Consider the following 16324-nt stretch of genomic DNA (forward strand, 5'->3'; position numbering starts at 1 on the left):
TATTGTCATGATAGCAAAACTTAACTAAGAGTCGTTGCAATGGCAAAAGATAAATCAGGATACATCATCGCGGCCGCCTTTATTGGCCCTGGAACAGTAACTACGGCAAGTCTAGCAGGTGCAAACTTTGGCTTTCACCTAGTATGGGCGCTCCTTTTCTCCATATTCGCAACCATAGTATTGCAAGACATGGCTGCGCGTTTAGGTGTGGCCAGCGGCCAAGGCCTAGCCAGTGCAATGAAAAACATGGCTTACAAGCCATGGCTAAAGAATCTTTTTATCGTGCTTATTGTCAGTGCTATCGGCATTGGCAACGCAGCCTATGAATCGGGCAACCTAACCGGCGCTGCAATCGGGCTAGACGCATTTATCAGTATAGGCATTGGCCCCTGGGCCAGTATTTTGGGCACGATCGCTATAGTTTTACTCTGGTCGGGCAGCTACAAGTGGATAGAGACAGTACTGGTTTATCTCGTCTTTATTATGGCTGGCGTATTTCTTATCACGCTGTTGGTAGCCAAACCTGATATCGCCGCGATGTTTAGTCAGTTAATGTCTCCGCGGCTGGACGCTGACGCCATTACCACGGTGCTGGCGCTTATTGGTACCACCATCGTGCCTTACAACTTGTTTCTTCACGCGAGCCTAGTTGCAAAATCATCGAAAGGCCAAGATAAACAAGACGCGGTCGTCGCGTGCCGAAACCAGTCTGCTAGAGCTATTAGTATGGGTGGGCTTATTACGCTTATCGTAATGGCAACAGCAATGATGGCGTTCTTCAATCAAGCTGCCACTATGGACGCTTCAAACATGGGCGAACAGCTTAAACCGGTTTTAGGTGACAAAGCTCAGTGGTTCTTTGCACTAGGGTTATTCGCCGCAGGCTTAACCAGTGCTATCACTGCGCCGCTAGCAGCCGCTTATGCGGTAACAGGAGCTCTGGGGCTTTCTGACGATATGCAAAGCAAGAGCTTTAAAGCGGTATGGTTTATCATCATTGTAGTGGGTGTCAGCGTTGCAGCACTTGGCTTTAAGCCCCTACCCGCCATCCTGTTTGCTCAAGCGACTAATGCTCTTTTACTGCCAATTATTGCCATATTTCTATTGGTCGTTATGAATAAAAGCACCGCACTGGGGGAGTTTAGAAACACATGGAAAAGTAACCTGGCAGGCTTTCTAGTAGTGGGTACTGTGATTGGTTTAGGCCTGTATAAACTAATCGGCGTATTTAGCTAATCTCAAAAATGGCAAAAATGGGGTCAGAGTAATTTTCTCCCTTTGTATGTCATTATAGTGTGCACTCGCAGGTAACAGTGAAATTACGTGACTAACAAACTTACTGCATATGAGAAGGGCCAAAGTAATATTTTGGCCCTTTTTAATAGAGAGCGTAGCTGCAAAAAGTACTCTGACCCCATTTTGGGGCTGAAAAAGTACTCTGACCCCAATTTTTAGCTGGCGAGGCGTTGCAGAATATCCTGGAGCATCGCTTTGCTGCAGCCAAAGTTAATTCTGAAATGATCCGCCTTGTGAAAATCGATGCCTGGTGACGGGCCTACGCCTTTCTCTTCGGCCCACTGCTGGACGTTCTCTACACCTAGTCCACTGGCGTCTACCCACGCAAGGAACGTCGCATCGGCTTTGAGCATTTTAAGCCCGTCAATGCTGTTAACTGTGTTAAACACCATATCTCTGTTTTCACGCAAGTAGGTAAGTTGCTGCTGATGCCACTCATCACATTGAGTGAATGCTGCTTCTGTAGCCGCTAAGCCCAATACAGTAACCCAAGGTACGATGCCCGCTGCGGCATTGGTAAATGCCTGACGCAGTTGGCGATTAGGGATGATGGCAAAGGACGTTCCCAAACCAGCAATATTAAATGTTTTACTGGCAGCCATTAGCGTAACGCTATTTTCAGCAAGGTTGGACTCGCGGCCCGCCGGTATATGCTGTTTGCCTTCTTCTAGAATAAGGTCGCAGTGGATTTCATCAGAACATAGCTTAACGTTGTTCGCGTTACAAATTTCAGCAATGCGATCTAATTCAGCTTTAGTAAGCACCGAACCTACCGGGTTCATTGGGTTACAAAGAATAAACAGCTTACATTTAGGATCAGCCGCTTCTCTTTCTAATGCTTCAAAATCTAACGTATAGCGCGCACCTTCAACACTCGAGATAGTTTCAGAACTTGTGCCGTCGTCATTTTGCACTACCGTGCCTATATCTACCCGTTCGAGACCATTTAGTTTTGGGGCAGCCAGTAGAGGCGGATAATTAGGTGTTTGAATAAGTACTTTATCACCGGGTTCACAATAGGCTTTACACGCTACGTTAAACGCTGGCACAACGCCTGGTGTCCACACTAGCCACTCGGGTTGAATTTCCCAATTATGCTTATCTTTAAGCCATCTCACTACAGCCTGAATGGCGCCTTCGTGATGTGCAGGCAGTATGTAACCCATGTTGCCATGCTCAACCTGACCCGAAATGGCGTCTAGAATTGGCTGCGCGCAACGAAACTCAGTATCGGCAACCCACGCAGGAATGATGTCTTTCCCTTTGTACTTTTGCCATTTAAACGAAAACGTGTCTTTTCTGGGAGGGGTATTATCGAATAAGGCGCTCACATTACATCCTGTTGCATAAAAACTTATGCCAACAGTGTAGAATTTTAGCGCCTCATAAACTAGGGGCGTGAGATGAATTAACCCGAATTTTCTATATCGAAATGTACTTTAATAGAGATAAATTAACACGTTAAGGCCAAAGGTAAATTGCGCTTTGCTGTCCTAACCTGTTTTACGTTGTCATCGTTAACCACGAAGTAGATTTTTGGCTCGCATGCACACCTTTAGCGTGCGATACATAAAATGAAAAACAACCTACAGGCTTAGCTGGCCTGCGACACCGCCTCTCTCGATTTTTGAACTAGCTCTTCCATATTGAGTGGCTTAGCAAGAAAACCGGTAACCTGAAGCTTACGCGCTTCTATCACTAACTCTTTGTTAGGGTCTGCAGTAATGAGTAAAAATGGAACGTCCAAACCCGAAGACTGGCAGGTTTTTAGAAGACTTAGTCCATCATAATCCGGCATTACTTGGTCACTGATGATCAAGCTGATAGATTCTGCGGTTTGTTGCAGCAAAAAATCCCTTGCAAATTTACTACGTGTAAATGGATACACGGTGGCGTCTAACTGCGTTTCCAACGCGTCAGTGATAAGGTCAAGCGTGATAGGATCATCTTCAACTACTGCTACAGAAAACACTACCCTTCCCCTTTTTGTTAGGTCATTAGCCGTAAATATTACAACGACTTAGCTCACGTGTTAAGACGTCAGTCAATTGTACCAATCCGCATAGATAAATGCTCGCTGGGTATTGATCTATGCGGACTGATATTTTCAAGGATAGAATCTCTGAACGCTTTTGACCACTAACCTTTGGTCGATATTTAAACTTTTTCTAACGTTTTAGTGATAATGCTAGAAAGCAGCTTTTCTGATGGGAAGTGACGGTGTGTAAGTTGAGACACGATTTGAACGATTGCAGGCCAAACTCATCGGCAAAATGGAAAAAAAATGCCAGCTGACGCTGGCATTTTCAAAATCAATGTAAGTCTTAGAAGCTATTAAGACTTAGGTGCACGTGATGCACGCTTACGCTCGTTTTCTGTAAGAAGCTTCTTACGAATACGGATAGATTCAGGCGTTACTTCTACTAGTTCGTCGTCATCGATGAACTCAAGCGCTTGCTCAAGTGACATTCTGATAGGCGGAACAAGTGTTTGCGCTTCATCAGTTCCTGATGCACGAACGTTAGTAAGCTGCTTACCTTTAAGCGCGTTAACAGTAAGGTCGTTGTCACGGCTGTGAATACCGATAACCATACCTTCGTACACTTCAACACCGTGACCGATGAATAGGCGACCGCGTTCTTGAAGGTTAAACAGGGCGTTAGTTAGTGCTTTACCGTTTGCATTAGCGATTAGAACACCGTTCTTACGCTTACCAATGATACCGCCTTTGTACGGACCATAGTGATCGAACGTGTGATATAGCAAGCCAGAACCCGACGTTAACGTCATGAACTCTGTTTGAAAACCAATTAGGCCACGGCTTGGAATGATAAAGTCGATACGTACACGACCTTTACCATCTGGAGACATGTCAGTCATTTCTGCTTTACGCAGACCAAGCTGTTCCATGATTGAACCCTGGTGCTGTTCTTCACAGTCAATAGTCAAGGTTTCGTATGGTTCTTGCGTTGCGCCGTCAACTTCTTTCAGAATTACTTCTGGACGCGACACTGCAAGCTCATAACCTTCACGACGCATGTTTTCGATAAGAATACCTAGGTGAAGTTCACCACGACCAGATACGCGGAACTTGTCCGGATCAGGCATTTCTTCAACGCGCAGTGCAACGTTGTGTACTAGTTCGTCTTTAAGGCGCTCTAGAATGTTACGTGACGTTACATACTTACCTTCTTTACCTGCAAACGGCGAGGTGTTTACCTGGAACGTCATGGTTACTGTAGGCTCGTCAACCGTAAGTGGAGGAAGTGCTTCTACAGTGTTGATGTCACAAATGGTGTCAGAGATCTTAAGTTCGCCAAGACCTGTGATTGCAATGATGTCGCCCGCGTGAGCAGATTCAACTTCGTGACGAGCAAGGCCAAGGTAGCCGTAAACTAAGCCAACTTTGCCGTTGCGCTTTTTGCCATCAGCAGTAACAACCGTTACTTGTTGGTTTGGCTTAACAGAACCACGCTTAACACGACCTACGCCGATAACACCCACGTATGAGTTGTAGTCAAGCTGAGAGATCTGCATTTGGAATGCGCCGTCGATATCTGCATCAGGAGGAGAAACCTGGTCAACGATAGTTTGGAACAATGCCGTCATATCGTCTTCTTTAGTATCTGCATCTAGTGATGCCCAACCGTTAAGTGCAGACGCATAAACAACTTGGAAATCTAGCTGTTCGTCAGTTGCACCTAGGTTGTCGAATAGGTCGAAAACTTGATCCATAACCCAGTCAGGACGCGCACCAGGCTTGTCGATTTTGTTGATAACAACAATTGGCTTAAGACCTTGAGCAAATGCCTTTTGCGTAACGAAGCGGGTTTGTGGCATCGGGCCTTCTTGCGCATCTACAAGTAGAAGTACAGAGTCAGCCATCGACATTACACGCTCTACTTCACCACCGAAGTCAGCGTGTCCTGGAGTGTCTACGATGTTGATACGGTAGTCGTTCCAGTTAATCGCTGTATTCTTAGCTAGGATGGTAATGCCACGTTCTTTCTCGATGTCGTTCGAGTCCATTACGCGCTCTTCTTGCTCGCCTCGAGATTCAAGGGTGCCAGACTGCTGTAACAGTTTGTCTACCAGGGTGGTCTTACCGTGGTCAACGTGGGCGATGATTGCGATGTTACGCAATTTATTAATATCAGTGGTATTCATGCTTATATAGAGCCTGTGTAAATCAACGTCTACTTCAATTCAGTGGAAAGGAGTATGCGTTAGATTTGTTGCAAAAAAATGCAGATAGAAAAATTTGCGCGGATTGTACAGAAAAACCACGACGTTTGCGCATCTTTTTTTTGATGGAAACGAGTTTTATTGGTTTTCAAACACTTGTTCAACAAATAACCAGCCCCGTTGCACCTAATTGATCATATTTGGTGGCTATACGCTACAAAGTAATCTAGGCTGATTGACGTACAAATGAGCATAAAACGCCATATTGGTGCAACATTGCACCAATATAATGCAATTTAATTCAAACGGAAGTGATAGATGCCCGTCTATGCCACAGAAATCGGTATACATATAGATGGCATGATAATCGCTTTCACTTTTGCCACTGTTGGAGTGAAGCTGATCATTCCGCATTTTTACATTAAACCTGGAGGACACGATGTCAGTAGAAAAGGCATTAGAGCTGATTAAAGAAAGTGAAGCGAAGTTTGTAGATTTACGTTTTACCGATACAAAGGGTAAAGAACAACACGTATCTATTCCTGCGAGCGTTGTTGATGAAGAGTTTTTCGAAGAAGGTAAAATGTTCGATGGTTCTTCAATCGCTGGCTGGAAAGGCATCAACGAATCAGACATGGTTCTTCTTCCAGACGCAACAAGCTGCGTAGTTGACCCTTTCGCTGAAGAGACACAAGTAAACATCCGTTGTGACATCGTTGAACCTTCAACAATGGAAGGTTATGAGCGTGACCCTCGTTCAGTTGCTCGTCGTGCAGAAGAATTCCTAAAATCAACTGGCATCGGTGACACATGTTTCTTCGGCCCAGAGCCAGAGTTTTTCCTTTTTGATGACGTACGCTTCCACACTGACATGGCGGGTTCTTTCTACAAGATTGACTCTTCTGAAGCAAAGTGGAACTCTGGCGAAGAGTTTGAAGGCGGCAACATGGCACACCGCCCTGGCGTTAAAGGCGGTTACTTCCCAGTACCACCAGTGGACTCTGCTCACGATATCCGTGCTGCAATGTGTCTAGTTATGGAAGAGATGGGCCTTGTTATCGAAGCGCACCACCACGAAGTAGCAACTGCTGGCCAAAACGAAATTGCTTGCCAATTCAATACGCTAGTTAAGAAAGCTGACGAAATTCAAGTTTACAAGTATGTTGTTCACAACGTTGCACACGCATACGGTCAAACAGCTACCTTTATGCCTAAGCCGCTTGTTGGCGATAATGGTTCTGGTATGCACTGTCACCAATCTATCTCTAAAGATGGCGTAAACATCTTTGCAGGTGACAAGTACGCAGGTCTTTCTGAGGAAGCACTTTACTACATTGGTGGTATCATCAAGCACGCGCGCGCAATCAACGCGTTTGCTAACGCTTCTACTAACTCATACAAGCGTCTAGTTCCTGGATTCGAAGCACCGGTAATGCTTGCATACTCTGCACGTAACCGTTCTGCATCTATTCGTATTCCTCACGTAACTAGCGATAAAGCACGTCGTATTGAAGTACGTTTCCCTGACCCAACAGCTAACCCATACCTAGCGTTCACTGCTATGCTTATGGCGGGTATCGACGGTATTAAGAACAAGATCCACCCTGGTGATTCAATGGATAAAGACTTGTACGACCTACCGCCAGAAGAAGCTGCTGAAATTCCAACAGTTGCAAGCTCGCTAGAAATGGCACTTGAAGCTCTTGATAACGACCGTGACTTCCTTAAAGCTGGTGGCGTTATGACTGACGACATGATTGATGCATACATCGATCTTAAGTCTGAAGAAGTAACGAAACTTAACATGACTACTCACCCTGTTGAGTTCGACATGTACTACAGCGTGTAATTTCGCACTGTATAGCAATTTATACTAAAGCCCGCTCTGCGGGCTTTTTTTATGCGTACGATTTATCTACTATGTTTTTATAGCTATGCTAATGAATACTCTTTCATGCTGTATCAACTGCGCACAGGGCTTTGCCCGCTTGCATCTGCATACAACTAGAAAGGTTATCCATAAGCCAAACATAGCAAGCTATATGAATTAGCCAGCTAGCCAAAACCACATTGATTAGGTAACGACACGTGCACTACATGACGCGACACATTTGCTTAATTTCGCTATTACTAAGTAGCGGCAATGGCTTACTGCCTGTGCAAGCGGAAATGCTGAGCCAAGAAAGTACCCAGCAAGAAGCACAAGAAAGCGAAACCGGACAAAGCAGCAATGCAACATCAGCCGCAGCTACCTCTCCAATGACCATATACAAGGTGGTAGGTAAAGACGGCTCTGTGACTTACACCGACAAGCCGCAGCAAAACGCAGAACCCCTAGCTTTCGATGTAAAAACGCAAAACGTAGTAACCGCGGCAAAGGTTACCCCACCTCCCCCTGCGAAGCCGGCTGCCCCCAAGCCCAACTATCGCGTAGTCATTAAGTCACCTGCACCAGAAGCGACAATTCGCAATAACTTGGGTGAATTCACTATTTCTGCCGCACAACCTGGTGCACCCAAAGCGCCAATCTACCGATTAATCTTTGACGACGCCCCATTAGCTAGCAATAGTTCAGGCGTCTTTAAGCTTACTGGTATCCATCGTGGGGCACATACTTATAAAGTTGAACTCACGAACAATACGGGCAAGACTCTTGCATCGTCTCCATTACAAACCCTTTACCTGCATCAGGCATCGGCGTTAATTAATAACTAATAGCGTGCAACCACTGTTATGTATGCGCACCATAGAGGTTCAGTGAACATTTCTTCTTGAGCTCTTTATTCGCGCAACGCATCATTGCAAGCTACAATGCACAATTATGGTGCAAAGGAGACGAGCTCGGATGCATTCCACCGAGTTAGAAACACAACAGCTAATCAATAGCCTAAATACCGCACTGGTAATGGTAGACAACAAACTTACGATTGTTTATGCCAACCACGCTGGTGAAGCTTTGTTTGAGACTGGATTAAAACAACTTATTGGGCATCCACTTCAAGATTTTTTCTTGCCGGGCACAATAGAAACCACCCGACTTAAAGCTGCCATCAGAAAAGGTGAAGATTTCACCGAAAACGAAATTAAGTTGGCTTTTCGAGATAACCGCTATGTATCTGCCGACCTAACCGTTACCAACTTGCACTTCGAAGACGGCCCACGACTGCTATTTGAAGTTAAAAAGATTGACCAGCAAAAGCGAATTTCTCGAGAAACTTTACAAAACGCGCAGCATTACGCAGCACGGGAATTGGTTCGCGGCCTTGCACACGAAATCAAAAATCCTCTTGGTGGTATTCGCGGTGCAGCACAGCTATTAGAAAAAGAGCTGATTGACGAGCATAAAGAATTTACAAGCATGATCATTGAGCAGTCTGACCGTCTGCGAAACTTAGTTGATCGATTGCTTGGACCAAATTCACTACCTCGATTTGAAGAAAGCAACGTGCATCAAGCGCTTGAAAAAATACGCAGCTTAATGCGCTTTGACTCAGACAATCCCATTACCATAGTTCGCGACTATGACCCCAGCATTCCACCGCTTATGTTAGACCCTGACATGATTCAGCAAGCGGTGCTCAACATTGTGCGCAACAGCGTTCAGGCATTAACCGAGAGCCAAACCCCCAACCCACAAATTAGGTTAATTACGCGAATAGAGCGCCAAATGACAATTCAAACGAAGCGTCACGCGCTGGTAGCAAAAATAAAAATTATTGATAACGGCCCGGGTATTCCGGCTGAAGTAAAAGACACACTTTTCTACCCCATGGTCACAAGCAAGCAAAATGGCTCTGGGTTGGGTTTGTCTATTTCACAGACCCTTATAAACCACCACGGCGGCAAAATAGATGTAGATAGCTACCCTGGTCACACTGAGTTCGTAATTTACATACCAATAGATCGTAAGGAGACAGACGATGACGAATGAGTCTGTGTGGATTGTCGATGATGACAGTTCTATTCGTTGGGTGCTGCAAAAGGCCTTACAAGCAGCAGATATCAGCTGCTTAAGTTTTGAAAACCCTGAAGATTTATTGCTTCAACTTCAAAGCGGCCAAGCCCCTGAAGTCATCATTTCAGACATAAGAATGCCACAAATGGACGGCATGACGTTACTGAACGAAGTGCATGCCTCGCACCCACTGCTGCCCGTTATCATTATGACGGCGCATTCGGATTTAGACAGCGCAGTTAACGCATATCAAAAAGGCGCCTTTGAATATTTGCCAAAGCCATTTGATATCGACGAGGCAGTAACCTTAACCCAGCGGGCGCTGGCACATGCCAGAGAGCAGTCCACCGTATCTAAAGCGCAAGTGGAAGACGTAGTAACGGAAATTATTGGCGAAGCACCTGCCATGCAGGAAGTGTTTCGTGCCATAGGTCGCTTGTCTCGCTCTTCAATTAGCGTGCTAATTAACGGGCAATCAGGAACGGGTAAAGAACTTGTGGCGCACGCCCTTCATAGGCACAGCCCAAGAGCAAGTAAACCTTTCATCGCCCTTAATATGGCCGCCATTCCTGCCGACCTTGTAGAATCAGAACTATTTGGCCATGAGAAGGGCGCATTTACCGGAGCCCAGGCAGCTCGTCAAGGCCGCTTCGAACAAGCCGACGGCGGAACATTGTTCTTAGATGAAATAGGCGATATGCCGTTAGATGTACAAACCCGCCTTTTACGTGTGCTTGCAGACGGCCAGTTTTATCGTGTCGGTGGCCATCAGTCAGTGAGTGTGGACGTACGCATCATCGCTGCAACTCACCAGAATTTAGAACAAAGGGTTGCTGAAGGTAAGTTTAGGGAAGATTTGTTCCACCGCTTAAACGTTATCCGAGTGCACCTTCCTTCACTTAACGAGCGCCGCGAAGATATTCCACTACTGACCCGTCACTTCTTGCGCCGAGCAGCCAAAGAACTTGATGTAGAAGCTAAAAGCATATCGAAAGACGCTGAGCGCGTAATGTCTCAGCTACCATGGCCTGGAAACGTAAGGCAGCTAGAAAACGTGTGTCGCTGGTTAACGGTAATGGCGAGTGGTCAAGAAGTGCTGCCCAGCGATCTGCCACCGGAAATTCACAGCGATAGCAGTATTGAAAAACCTAGCGCTGAATCGGGTGAGTGGCCAGATTTGTTGGCAAGCTGGACCGATAAACAGCTTCGCGACGGCCATCACAATATTCTTAACGACGCGATGCTGACGTTTGAGCGTATTATGCTTGAGCGAGCACTTCAGCACACTCATGGCCACAAACAAGATGCGGCTAAACGCTTGGGTTGGGGAAGAAATACCCTGACAAGAAAGTTAAAAGAATTGGGTGTGAACTAACCCTAGTGATTACGCCGTAAGCTAGCAGGGAACTCACTGCTAGCTTATGAGCGGCTTGCTACCTAATGTCCTTTCGTCAGTAGCGCCGTCATTCCCTGATTGAAATGCCTTACCCACTTCATACTAAACTGGCCTTTGGCGCTTCGATTTATTTCTATCACCGCCTCTTTTTTAGAAAGTACGTTATCTTCATTGTGCGCTCTTGGGTGTGTCATTGCATCGTAGGTATCAACAATGGCTAATAACTTCGCACCTTCACAGATATCGTCTTCTTTTAGCCCCAATGGATAACCTGTTCCATCAGTGCGTTCATGGTGCTGCATCACGATTTTGCGCGCCATATCCCATTGGTCTAGGTGCTCTAACAAACGGGCGCTTTTATACACATGAGAGCGCATAAGATTAAATTCGATATCGCTTAGCGCATCGCCTTTGTGCAAAAGCTTCAATGGCATGAAGGCCATACCGAAGTCATGTACATAGCTGGCTACGGCAAGCTGATCTTCGTCTATAGGGTTTTCGGCCACGTCGTTAATATACATAGCCAGTTTGGCAATGCGATCACCACGACCAGACCAGTAGTTAGAGCGGCGTTCAATGGTTTGCATTAAGTCGCGGAAAAATAGAATATCTTGCTTCTTTTCACTACTAATATCTTTAGGGATACCTGTAGCCGCTAACGTAGGGGGCTTTATCTGAACGTTTTGTGGGTCGTCTTCATCCGCAACAATATCTAACGCTGGGTTAAGTAATAAGACCGCTTCGGTAAGGCGTTTTTCATGCTCAGCAGTATTTTCAGGCGTCACACGACCGATAGCTAAAACCAGCTGATTGTGAAGATTGTCATCGTATTCGGCTTTGCCACTGGCCATTACAGCCTCTACGAAGGCTTTTACTCTGTCCATTGTAAGCAATACCAAGTCACTCATAGTACTTGTGTACGCCACCTGCCCTTTGCGCAAATAATCTAGCAAGTCCTCTACATGCTGCAAAAGCGGGATCATGGGCGAGAAATTAACCAGGCCTAAATCACCTTTAATGGTGTGGATTGAGCGAAACAGAGCACGCTGCAATTCGTTGTCTTCCGGACGAAGCTCTAATTCAATCAAGGTTTGTTCACTTGATTCATAGAGTTCGTTTATTTCCTCCATAAGGTCAGCAAGAATATCTTCTTCTAGGTCGTCTGGAGTAAATGTCTGCATATAGTGGTTACCGAGTTAGGTTCGATTGCGCTTTTTATTATTGTAATCGGGTATCGGCAAAATTTCCTCATACTAAAGGTGAGAAACATAGCCACTTTTCCAACTTATTGCTCAACTATACCTTCCGCACTGTAAAAACTCATCGGACAAGTGTACGCTGAAACTTCATCTATACTGCGCGCGTCAATTGTATCTAGGAGTTGTTTTGATCGCTTTATTCCGCATTCCGGCACTTTTTATCGCTTTTTTACTCATTAACATTGTTCTGCTAATTGTTTGTATCGCACGACCTTTTCACAAAGATAACGTGCATATTGCGGGTAGTATGTATTCACTTATGGCTAAGGTCGTAGGTCTCAAAATTATTATAAAGAAAGATCCTGCGGTTAAAATAAACGAGCCCTACGTTTACATCGCCAATCATCAAAACAGTTTCGACGTTATCACTATCTGTAAAGCTGCACTGCCTGGCGTGGTAACCATTGGCAAAAAGAGCTTAAAGTGGATCCCTATTTTCGGCCAAATCTATTGGTTGTCAGGCAATATCATGATTGATAGAAAGAATTCCGGTAAAGCCCGTAATACACTCGATATTGCTGCAAAACGCATTGCGAAAAAGAAAACGTCGGTATGGCTATTCCCAGAAGGTACACGAAGCTATGGCAGAGGCATATTACCTTTCAAACAAGGTGCGTTTCGCCTAGCTAAGACCACCAACGAACCGGTTGTCATGGTAACCGCCAGCAATTTGCACAATAAAGTAAAATGGAACCGTTGGAATAACGGCATTGTGCTTATTGATATAGCTGCCCCTCAGGCTTTGAGCGAAGACAAGACAATTAAAGAGTGGATGGTGCATTTTAACGATGAAATGAAACAAAAGTTTGATGCGCTTAATACACAGGTCGATGAACTGGAAAAAAGCAGGTAAACTTGCGCCTAAATTGCTAACGAGTGTTTATTATGACCCAGTTCGATGAAAGAGAAGAGTGGTACGAGTTTAACCAAGAAACTATTGATGCCCTTCTAGAAGACGGCAGCCAAGCCGATGCCGACTATACCATTGAGCACCACTTCGCCAGCACTGACTTCGACGTGCTAGAAAAGGCAGCTGTTGATGCGTTTAAAGCTGGTTTTGAAGTCACCGACGCAGAAGAGCTTATTCTTGATGATGGCGAAACCATTTTCTGCTTCGACGCAGTTGCAGAGCGAAAGCTAGATATTGAAAAGCTTAATGCGGACTCTGACACCTTGCTTAAAATTGCCGACAAGCATGATGTAACCTACGACGGTTGGGGTACTTACTTCGAGCCGCGTGAAGAAGGTGAATACGAAGAAGAAGATCACTACTTCGACGACTGATCTCTAAGGCACCCTCACCGTTTTAACTGAGAAGGCGTTAAGTTACCCTTCAGCTTTTGTTCATCTTTTTCCGTCAACAATGACACTGTCATTATCGATTGGAAAAGGATGGACAGATGAAAAAGCTACTTTTCTCACTTACTACATATTCTGCTATTGCAACATTACAGCTTGCGCTTATGTCACCTGTGCATGCCAGTACCGAAAATAGCGCACAAAACAAAAACGTTACCTCTAACGAATACCGTTACAACAAACCATTTGTTGCCGCTGAATCGCTGCTGCCTAAAACCTCAGGTGCATTGACAAGCGAAGAAACAATCTCTCAATCTGTTGATGACGTTGAAACTGATCAACAGTCCCTTGCCAAGGCGGGTAAGCATCAACAGCATTTAGCCGTGAGTAAGTCCTCTAGCGATATCGTAGTCAGCAGTATTAATGAGTTTTGGATTTATGAAAGCTGGGTAACGCTTGAGCAAGACATTGATTACGATGGTTTTCACTCTACGTTTTCGATTGAGTTTGACGCCGACACCATTTTCACTCGCGCGCCAGTATACGCGGTCTTGTATTTGGGCAAAAACGACGTGTACGAGTCTATTCACGTGTCGTCTGAATTTTACATTTACTCAGAAGACTCAACAGATACCTTTACCATTGAAAGCACATTAGTTTCTGGCTATCCGCCGGGTGAGTACGACATTCTATTAGAGCTTTATGATGCAGATACCGAAATACTTGTGGCGTATACCGATGCCTATGATGACAGTGCACTCGCCTATCTTCCCCTTGAAAGTGAAAATAATGAATATGTGGTTGAAGATACGGTAGTCATAGTAGAAGAGCATGGCGGAGCATGGTCTTTACTCCCACTGTGTCTATTAGGTGGCATTGTACTTGTTAGACGAACTGTTAGACGCCGACACTGCTAACTATCTTGGAAAGTTAATCAGCTAAAAGCTGCATGCACCTGCAGCTTTTGGCTATTTTTTATACTAAAGTCTATTATATAATATAAACCTTCTTTTCCAATTAACGTTGATTCGCCAATGTACCAAGGAAAACAGTACATACTGACGCTTTCAATTGGTGTAGTGCAATGAGCATCGACAATGTTAACTTGTTCAATCTATTAGAAAATACGCAAATTGGCGTAGTCATTCACAATGCTACTGGCGTTGTAGAGTATGCCAATCCCGCTGCGTTAACGCTACTTCGATTGAGTATAGGTAAACTTAAAGAGAAAAGCTTAGACGTGGACTCCTGGGAGTTCATTGACATGCAAAACAGAAAAGTACCTTACCACGAACTTCCCATTGCCCAGGTGCTTGCTACTAGCACCGCTATAAATAACCGAATATTGGGAACGATAAATAAAGATACCGATAAAATAACGTGGTTTAATGTCAACGCATATCCCGAAAAGTACAAGGTCAATGGCAGTTCACCGTCTTTTGTAGTGGTTTATTTCACTGATATCACGGCAAAGATTAGTGATTTCTCTTACAAAGATATTGTTCAACATTCACAAGATATGATTTTGGTAACGGAAGCTCAGAATATCGATGCCCCGCTTTCTCCTAAAATCATCTATGCAAATGAAGCATTGTGTAAACATACTGAATATAGTCTTGAGGAGTTATTGGGTGAGACACCTCGCATTTTTCAAGGTGCCCTAACCGACAAAGCCTCTACGCTGCGTATTCGGCAGTCACTTATTGATCAACGCCCATGTACCGAAACACTTTTAAATTATACGAAGTCTGGCACACCTTTCTGGGTTCAAATGAACATATTCCCGCTTACCAATGAATTCGGTGAAGTAACCCATTTTGCAGCTGTTCAGCGTAACGTTAGCGAAAGGAAGTTCCAATCTGAACAGCTAGATAAGCGCAATGCAGAACTTAAGAAAATAAAGCAGAACTTAGAAAGCCTGGTTAACCGTCGAACCAGCGAGCTTCGTTCAGCCAATCATAAATTAGAGAAACTGGCATATTATGACGCGCTCACGAACATTCCAAATAGACGGGCATTTCTAGACGCATTTGCAAAGTCTTTAAACTTCGCAAAACGCAATGGACATGCAATGTTGATTGGCATCGCCGATGTTGATCACTTTAAGGCTATTAATGATAGTTACGGCCACGGGTTTGGCGATGACGTATTAACCATCGTTGCTCAGACAATGCAGCAATTTTTTCGTCAAGAAGATGCCATTGGCCGCATAGGTGGCGAAGAGTTTGCGTTCTGTATGGTACTAACAAGTCCAGTCTCCCCTCGCCAACTATTAGACAGATTTCGCGAGAAAGTCAGCATTCTCCATGAAACCCATCCTCCGTTGAAAGGAAGACAAGTTACCCTTAGTTTGGGAGCGGTATATGTAAGCGACTTAAAAGAGGTAAGCATAAAGCAACTACTTTGCGATGCAGATGAAGCCCTTTATAGAGCCAAAAATAAAGGTCGCAATACCATAGAGTGCGAATGTTATGACGATATCGATAACGAAGGGTTAGAACCCTGTGAAGATGGTAGAGCTGGCACAGAGTCTCGTTCTAAACCTCATCATGTTACGTAAAAGCTAATATTGATTCGTGGTAACGCTACATGAGCATATTGTTCACTACGGCTCACCTTTAATAACCTAAATCGTTAGCTTATCAGCTCAGCATCGATTTGGCTGTCCAGCCACGTTGCTTAGTTTTCTCCCCCGTCAGGCGGCTCAATACCTTCAACCTCTACTACCACTTTTTCTACCAGCTTCACTCTTCCCTGCTTCACTAGCGCTTGTCTTAATACATACTCTATTTGCGCATTTACACTGCGCAAGTCATCGGCAGCCCATCGCTCCATAGCGGCAAGTACATTTTCATTTATCCTAAGTGGATACGCTTTTTTCTTTGCCAAAATCACAAACCTTATGTGCCGCAGTGCATCGCTGCGGCACTACAA

Annotated in this window: 14 protein-coding genes; 9 read left to right on the plus strand and 5 right to left on the minus strand. The window is 44.8% G+C overall.

The genetic code is table 11. The annotated features are described in order from the left end of the window. Positions 1–39 precede the first annotated feature (39 nt). Positions 40–1236 (plus strand): Nramp family divalent metal transporter, encoded by a 1197-nt coding sequence (locus MASE_RS14975; RefSeq protein ID WP_014950584.1) that lies wholly within the window; start codon positions 40–42, stop codon positions 1234–1236. A 215-nt stretch (positions 1237–1451) separates the two neighbouring features. Here MASE_RS14975 and MASE_RS14980 read toward each other — a convergent pair whose 3' ends face one another. The 3 genes from MASE_RS14980 to typA all read right to left on the minus strand — a co-directional run bounded on the left by MASE_RS14980 (position 1452) and on the right by typA (position 5463). After that, the gene (locus MASE_RS14980) at positions 1452–2627 is read right to left on the minus strand and encodes a MalY/PatB family protein (RefSeq protein WP_014950585.1); all 1176 of its coding nucleotides are present in this window, start codon (positions 2625–2627) and stop codon (positions 1452–1454) included. Between the two features lie 263 nt (positions 2628–2890). Further along, entirely contained in the window at positions 2891–3268 is a 378-nt protein-coding gene (locus MASE_RS14985) for a response regulator (RefSeq protein ID WP_014950586.1), read from the minus strand. 362 nt (positions 3269–3630) lie between these two features. Beyond that, on the minus strand, positions 3631–5463 hold the full coding sequence (gene typA / locus MASE_RS14990) for a translational GTPase TypA (RefSeq protein WP_014950587.1): 1833 nt from the start codon (positions 5461–5463) through the stop codon (positions 3631–3633). A gap of 457 nt (positions 5464–5920) precedes the next feature. Here typA and glnA point away from each other — a divergent pair, with 457 nt between their 5' ends. From glnA to glnG, 4 genes are all read left to right on the plus strand, one after another. Continuing rightward, the gene (gene glnA / locus MASE_RS14995) at positions 5921–7330 is read left to right on the plus strand and encodes a glutamate--ammonia ligase (protein WP_014950588.1); all 1410 of its coding nucleotides are present in this window, start codon (positions 5921–5923) and stop codon (positions 7328–7330) included. 239 nt (positions 7331–7569) lie between these two features. Then, positions 7570–8196 carry a hypothetical protein gene (locus MASE_RS15000; RefSeq protein ID WP_014950589.1) on the plus strand — a complete coding sequence of 209 codons (627 nt, stop codon included), beginning with the start codon at positions 7570–7572 and terminating at the stop codon, positions 8194–8196. A gap of 130 nt (positions 8197–8326) precedes the next feature. Beyond that, positions 8327–9412 (plus strand): nitrogen regulation protein NR(II), encoded by a 1086-nt coding sequence (gene glnL, locus MASE_RS15005; RefSeq protein ID WP_014950590.1) that lies wholly within the window; start codon positions 8327–8329, stop codon positions 9410–9412. Continuing rightward, positions 9402–10811, plus strand: a complete 1410-nt coding sequence (gene glnG, locus MASE_RS15010; protein WP_014950591.1) for a nitrogen regulation protein NR(I) — start codon at positions 9402–9404, stop codon at positions 10809–10811. Before glnL ends, glnG begins: the two co-directional genes overlap by 11 nt. Before the next feature lie 62 nt (positions 10812–10873). Here the strand turns inward: glnG and MASE_RS15015 are convergent, their stop codons facing one another. Continuing rightward, entirely contained in the window at positions 10874–12013 is a 1140-nt protein-coding gene (locus MASE_RS15015) for an HD-GYP domain-containing protein (protein ID WP_014950592.1), read from the minus strand. 205 nt (positions 12014–12218) lie between these two features. Between MASE_RS15015 and MASE_RS15020 the strand changes: the two genes are divergently transcribed. The 4 genes from MASE_RS15020 (at position 12219) to MASE_RS15035 (ending at position 15950) form a co-directional block, all read left to right on the plus strand. Continuing rightward, positions 12219–12944, plus strand: coding sequence for a 1-acylglycerol-3-phosphate O-acyltransferase (locus MASE_RS15020; protein ID WP_014950593.1), 726 nt, complete (start codon positions 12219–12221; stop codon positions 12942–12944). Positions 12945–12976: 32 nt separating this feature from the next. Next, entirely contained in the window at positions 12977–13375 is a 399-nt protein-coding gene (gene rraB, locus MASE_RS15025) for a ribonuclease E inhibitor RraB (RefSeq protein ID WP_014950594.1), read from the plus strand. 116 nt (positions 13376–13491) lie between these two features. Then, entirely contained in the window at positions 13492–14307 is an 816-nt protein-coding gene (locus MASE_RS15030; RefSeq protein WP_014950595.1) for a choice-of-anchor H family protein, read from the plus strand. Between the two features lie 167 nt (positions 14308–14474). Further along, positions 14475–15950, plus strand: a complete 1476-nt coding sequence (locus MASE_RS15035) for a sensor domain-containing diguanylate cyclase (RefSeq protein ID WP_014950596.1) — start codon at positions 14475–14477, stop codon at positions 15948–15950. 119 nt (positions 15951–16069) lie between these two features. On the opposite strand, the gene MASE_RS15040 is transcribed toward MASE_RS15035, so the two are convergent. Continuing rightward, a complete protein-coding gene (locus tag MASE_RS15040; protein ID WP_014950597.1) occupies positions 16070–16279 on the minus strand; it encodes a type II toxin-antitoxin system antitoxin in 210 nt (69 codons plus the stop codon). Between the last annotated feature and the right edge of the window lie 45 nt (positions 16280–16324).

The sequence above is a fragment of the Alteromonas macleodii ATCC 27126 genome (genome assembly GCF_000172635.2).
In the GTDB taxonomy this organism is placed as follows: domain Bacteria; phylum Pseudomonadota; class Gammaproteobacteria; order Enterobacterales; family Alteromonadaceae; genus Alteromonas; species Alteromonas macleodii.